The 4,078-nt window shown below is 54.1% G+C and carries 6 protein-coding genes; all 6 read right to left on the bottom strand.

The window, feature by feature from the left end:
- A partial coding sequence (mltG, locus tag CPT76_RS21420) for an endolytic transglycosylase MltG (protein ID WP_181152986.1) occupies nucleotides 1–643 on the bottom strand: 643 nt, incomplete at its 3' end.
- A gap of 141 nt (nucleotides 644–784) precedes the next feature.
- The gene (locus CPT76_RS21415) at nucleotides 785–1,096 is read right to left on the bottom strand and encodes a DUF1292 domain-containing protein (protein WP_076169647.1); all 312 of its coding nucleotides are present in this window, start codon (nucleotides 1,094–1,096) and stop codon (nucleotides 785–787) included.
- On the bottom strand, nucleotides 1,089–1,400 hold the full coding sequence (locus CPT76_RS21410) for a DUF1292 domain-containing protein (RefSeq protein ID WP_076169646.1): 312 nt from the start codon (nucleotides 1,398–1,400) through the stop codon (nucleotides 1,089–1,091). The genes CPT76_RS21415 and CPT76_RS21410 overlap by 8 nt, the downstream gene beginning before the upstream one ends.
- Nucleotides 1,401–1,411: 11 nt before the next feature.
- Nucleotides 1,412–1,828: a Holliday junction resolvase RuvX gene (gene ruvX, locus CPT76_RS21405; RefSeq protein ID WP_076169645.1), complete on the bottom strand. Its 417-nt coding sequence runs from the start codon at nucleotides 1,826–1,828 to the stop codon at nucleotides 1,412–1,414.
- A 9-nt stretch (nucleotides 1,829–1,837) separates the two neighbouring features.
- Complete coding sequence (locus CPT76_RS21400; RefSeq protein ID WP_076169644.1) at nucleotides 1,838–2,098, bottom strand: IreB family regulatory phosphoprotein; 261 nt, start codon at nucleotides 2,096–2,098, stop codon at nucleotides 1,838–1,840.
- A gap of 202 nt (nucleotides 2,099–2,300) precedes the next feature.
- A partial coding sequence (alaS, locus tag CPT76_RS21395; RefSeq protein WP_105444406.1) for an alanine--tRNA ligase occupies nucleotides 2,301–4,078 on the bottom strand: 1,778 nt, incomplete at its 5' end.

Below are 4,078 nucleotides of genomic sequence, written 5' to 3'. Positions count from 1 at the left end.
GGCCATGAGCCTTCAGCTTCTGCTCCAGATCAGGGATCTGATCGAGCTTGCTCTGCATTTGCTCCAGCATTCGGGTCAGGATCTCTTCCTGCCCAGTCCCTTTTTTAAATTCGTACGTGTCCGGGAACAGGTACCCCTCCGCCTTATGCTTTAACGAAGTATCCGCGGGGATCTCCTTAAAGGCTGGTACGTCCGTCTGGCCGCCGGTATCCGCCAGCTTTACGAACGCGGCCGGATCACTCTGGCTTGCTTCTCCCACCGTCTTTGCGATCTGCTCCAGCGTATAGCCTTCCGGAATCGTAATGCGGATCATTTCCGCCTTCACCACTTCGCCGCTGTTCAGCTTGGCAATCAGCTGGTCGTAGGTTACCCCCGGCTTCACCTCATAGGTTCCCGCCTGAAAACGGGAGCCCTGGTTTTTCCATTTCAAGTAGATTTTAAAGAACATATCGTTTTTAATGAGTCCACTTTGCTTAAGAACCCCGGCAATTTGCGAAGTTCCCATTCCCTGCTCAATGGTGAACTTGACGGCATTCTGCGAAGCCTTCACCGGCTGCATGCCGTTCCAGACGTAATAGGCCCCGCCAGCAATGATCACCAAGACGATCACCAGCACTACCAGAGCCTTTTTGGCAGCTTTCAAACCGATCCAACCCTCCATAACCAAAAAAATCCCCACAAAGCAGCGCACAAAGCAGCGCAATGCTCCGTTTCACGCATTCCGCTGTCTTTGCGGGGACTCCGGAGTTATCAATTTTGGTACTTGATCAAACCTTGTGCCCGATTAATCTTCGCTGTCCTCAGGAAAGGTCATTTCGTCGTACAGCTCGCTGATATTTTCCCATTCATCGTCATCATCTATGGTGACAAGCCCAAGAGTTCCTTCAGGCGAGGAGACCACTTTCAGGATATCGAATTCTCCGCTTTGATCTCCTGGCTTTTGGAGCACAGCATAGCTCTGACCGTTGATTTCAAACTCAGCTGTAAGATCATAGACGGAAGTAGCTCCGTTCTCATCTTCCAGTTCCACAGTTGGACCAAAGGCTTCCTTCAGTTTGGAAGTCCATACGGCCTGATCTGCAGAGAAATCATTCATGTTCATTCCCTCCATCAAGTTCGGCAACCAGCGTATTGAACGTTTCCTCGACGATTTCCCACTCTTCGTCGTCCTCGATCATATACAGCTTCAGATCGTCTCCGTCCTCCTCATAGCGGAAGGCATAGACCTCGTCGGAGTCATCATCCTCGGAGTCAAGCGGAACAACCATCATATACTTGGAGTCCGAGCCGTCGACTTCGAATTTCATGATGACTTCAAACTCCTCTTCATTGCCTTCGTCATCGGGAATATAAATAATTTCCGGTTCTTCTTCTTCCATACGATTACGGTCATTAGCCATTTGTATCACCCTCACCTTTTACTCTTAGAGTCCAAATAGTTTTGCAAAATCAAGCTGGCAGCCATTTTATCCACGACTTGCCTGCGTTTCTTCCGGCTGACATCCGCTTCAAGCAGCGTCCTTTCGGCGGATACCGTCGTCAACCGCTCATCCCACAGATGAACCGGCAAGTTCAGCATGTCTCTCAGCTGGTCTGCAAACGCAATGCAGATTTCGCCGCGCGGACCAATGCTGCCGTTCATGTTCTTCGGGAGGCCAACCACGATTTCTTCCACTTCCTGCTCGCGGACCAGATCCGCAATTCGCTGCATTTCCGCCCCGTCGCGGCGGCGTTCGACCACTTCAAGCCCCTGGGCGGTCCAGCCGAACATATCGCTCACGGCCACCCCGATTTTGCGGTCCCCGTAATCGAGTCCCATAATTCTCATAAAGCTCTCCTATCGGTGATTGGCTAGATAGAACCGGACCAGCTCTTCAATCAACTCATCACGCTCTTTTTTTCGAACCAGACTTCTCGCGTTGTTCTGGCGCGGTATATAAGCGGGGTCTCCGGATATCAGGTAGCCGACGATCTGGTTGATCGGGTTATAATCCTTCTCCACCAGCGCGTCGTATACCGTCAGAAGGATATCCTTCGCAGAGGCCTCCTTCTCATCACCCTTCACGTTAAACTTGACTGTCTTATCCATGGAATCCATTTGTGACACCTCGCTTCTTCAAAAACATGTCCATGCATGTTTTGACGAATTGAATCTTTAAGGTTTCCTACTTTTTCTATCATACCATACCGGGCCGCGCCGAAGGAAATTCCACGGAAATAAAAAACAAAATTTTACAAAGTCCCGGGTAGCCGCCGGAGTCTTTACAATGTATTGGATGCAGAAGGCAAAGATGATATGCCTAAATTCCAGATCCAACCAATTGCTCAGCCAGCTTCAAAGCGTCTTCCAGCTTGCTGGCGTCCTTGCCGCCGGCCTGGGCCATGTCGGGACGTCCGCCGCCTCCGCCGCCGCAGACTGCTGCAATTTCCTTCACCAGCTTGCCTGCATGAAGCCCCGACTTCACGAGCTCCTGTGGAACGGAAACGACGAAGTTCACCTTCTCGTCCATCGCTGCGCCGAGAACCAGCACGGCATTCGGGAGCTTGCCCTTCAGTTCGTCGGCAATCGAGCGCAGGCCGTCCATGCTTCCCGCATTGACGCGGACAGCGAGCAGCTCTCTTCCGTTTACCTGCTTCACCTGTTCGGTGAGCTGGCCGGCTTCGATCGTGCTCAGCTTGCTCTGAAGCGACTCGTTCTCGCGTCCCAGCTCTTTCAGCTGGCCGTGCAGCGCTTCAATCCGTCTCGGCACGTCGTGCAGATTTGATTTAAGAAGCTCTGCGGACTGTTTCAGCAGCGACAGCTGGCCTTCCAGGAATTCGTATGCCATACGGCCGGTTACCGCCTCGATCCGGCGTACCCCCGAACCGATGCCGCTTTCGCTGACCAGCTTGAAGATTCCGATCTCGGACGTGTTGTTCACGTGGCATCCGCCGCATAGCTCCAAGCTGTAATCGCCGACCTGCACGACGCGGACGATGCTGCCGTACTTCTCGCCAAACAGCGCCATGGCGCCCATCGCTTTGGCTTCATCCAGCGATTTATATTCAATTGTTACATTAGTGCCCTTCCAAATTTGTTCATTCACGCGGCGTTCGATATCCGCCAGTTCTTCCGGCGTAATGCTGCCGAAATGCGAGAAGTCGAAGCGCAGGCGCTGCGGCTCAACGAGCGATCCGGCCTGATTGACGTGGGTGCCGAGTACTTCCTTCAGCGCTTTATGAAGGAGGTGGGTCGCCGTATGGTTCTTCTCGATGTCTCTGCGTTTGTCATGATCGACCTCCGCCTTGACGGTCTCGCCGACCTTGAGCTCCCCGGCTTCCACCGTCACCTGGTGCACATGCTGTCCGTGCGGTGCCTTGAAGAGGCCCTCCACTCTGGCCGTCACCGATCCGCCGCGCAGCAGACCCTGGTCGCTGACCTGGCCCCCGCTCTCAGCATAGAACGGAGTGACGTCAAGCACCACCTGAGCGCTCTGTCCTTCCCCGGCGATGTCCACCATGGCGTCATCGACAATGATCGCCACAATTTTCGACTCGGTTACGGTGTCATTATATCCAACAAATTCACTTTTAACCGTATAATCGGACAAGACGCCGCCCTGAACCTTCATGCCTCCGCTCTCCTGACGGGCTGCACGCGCGCGGTCGCGCTGCTCCTGCATCGCTGCGTCAAAGCCTTCGCGGTCAACGGTCAGCCCATGCTCAGCCGCATAGTCTTCCGTCAGGTCGAACGGGAAACCATACGTATCGTACAGCTTGAATGCATCGCTGCCGCCGATCTGCTTCGTGCCCTGCTCCAGCGCCTGCTTGCTGATTTCCTCAAGGATCGCCAGGCCGTCGGACAGCGTCTCATGGAAACGTTCTTCCTCCGTGGAGATCACCTTCTCGATGAATTCGCGTTTCTCCACCACGTTCGGGTAGTATACGCCCATAATGTCGCCGACGGTTTCCACCAGGCTGTACAGGAACGGACGGTCAAGCCCCAGCACTTTGCCGTACCGTACGGCGCGGCGCAGCAAACGGCGGATGATGTAGCCGCGTCCTTCATTTGACGGAAGCACGCCGTCCGCCACCGCAA

The sequence above is a fragment of the Paenibacillus sp. AR247 genome, assembly GCF_002968895.1.
Taxonomy (GTDB): domain Bacteria; phylum Bacillota; class Bacilli; order Paenibacillales; family Paenibacillaceae; genus Paenibacillus_AQ; species Paenibacillus_AQ favisporus.
Note: the sequence above shows the minus strand (reverse complement) of the source record. Positions and strands in the feature narration are given on the sequence as shown.